Genomic DNA, 1,439 nt, shown 5'->3' with positions numbered 1-1,439 from the left:
GCCTCGGTCGGATCGCACAATGTGCGGCTGCGCGGGGTCTTTGACCTCGGGATCGGCATGCCTTCGGATCAGAAGACCGCCAGCGTGGCGGCCCTATCTGTGTTCCCAGAAGTCGTTTCTGGCAGCATGGCAAAATCGCGATCCACGTCCAGCATCGCAACTCATACGATCACCATGCCAACCGGGTACCAGGTTGGCGACATGATCCTTGTACAGTACTGCCCGGACGGAACCCCGACTTTTACCGTGCCTGCGGGTTGGAACCTGATTTCCACGGGTTCGCTGTCAGACCCCTCTCAGCGGTGGCTGTGGAAGTTTGCCGCCAGCCTTTCCGAAAGCCTCTCCTTCACCCTTGATGCAAGCGCGGTTGAGACCTTTGCCGCGATGGCCATTGCGATCCGCAATGTGAAGTCGGGCACCACGCCCGTCGCCGGTACGATTGACCAGCAATACAACTCGACCAGCCGGGCATTCGTCGCCCCCGCCCCAGCGGCCTATGGGGCATCGGTCAAGGGTCTGTATATCGTCGGGATTGGTCGCAGTGGCGCGGAAGCGGCGCAGACCGCAGCCCCGACCGATTGGACCGGGTTCGACAACCACGACTGCGGCTCTGTATCTTCGGCCACTGGCATCGCGCAGGCTTGGCGGCAGTACGAGGGCACGGCCTTGCCCGGCTCCGCGACGTGGAGTGTCAGCACCCGCTTTGCCCGGACGCAGATCATCGGATTTGAAGGCACGTCCGGCGCAGCCGTTGCCGCGTCCGGCGCATCGCTGACGATCAGCCCGGAAAGCCCTGTCGAAACCGACACGGTGACCTTTGCCTTCACCTTCTCCGCCGGCACTGCCCCGATCAGCACCAGCCTGACCATCAACGGCGTGACGACGACGACCACGACCGGCGTTCATACCCGCACGCTCCCGGCTGGCTCCTATCCCTACACCTGGTCCTCGTCCAACGCGGCAGGGGCCGGACCTTCCGGCTCTGGTACTCTGGTTGTCGCCGCTGCCCCGACCATCACGGCATCGGTGAGCCTGTCGCCGTCTTCTCCCACGGCTGGGCAGACCGTCACCGCGACTGTCACGGTATCCCCGACCGACGCCACCCCCGGACTGAGCGTCGTCAATGGCGGCTCGTCAGTTTCGATCACCTCGACCGGCGCGAACACATGGACGTTCACCGCGCCCGCGACCGGCACGACGACCGTGACCCCGACTGCGACGCTGGACGCGACCGTTGTTTCCGGCACCCCGGCGACATTCTCGACCGGGGCTGCGCCCGTCTCTGCGAACGCGCCGAAGCTCTGGGGCGTGCCGGAAGTCGGCGATCTGCTGGAATTCATCGCCGGGACTGGCGTGTCCTCCCCGTCCTACCTGATCGAGCGCACCGACAACGGCGGTTCGACCTATGCGACCGAAAAGACCGCGACGGCTGGCGAATT

At 64.9% G+C, this 1,439-nt stretch carries 1 protein-coding gene; it reads left to right on the top strand.

Annotation, left to right across the window (positions count from 1 at the left end):
- Window positions 1-201: 201 nt before the first annotated feature.
- The coding region (locus ACED67_RS21585; RefSeq protein WP_395543804.1) for a hypothetical protein at window positions 202-1,439 on the top strand (1,238 nt) is incomplete at its 3' end.

Origin of the sequence: Neotabrizicola paludis (assembly GCF_044142105.1) — a bacterium.
GTDB lineage: Bacteria > Pseudomonadota > Alphaproteobacteria > Rhodobacterales > Rhodobacteraceae > Pseudogemmobacter.
This window is presented reverse-complemented; position numbering and strand designations above follow the sequence as displayed.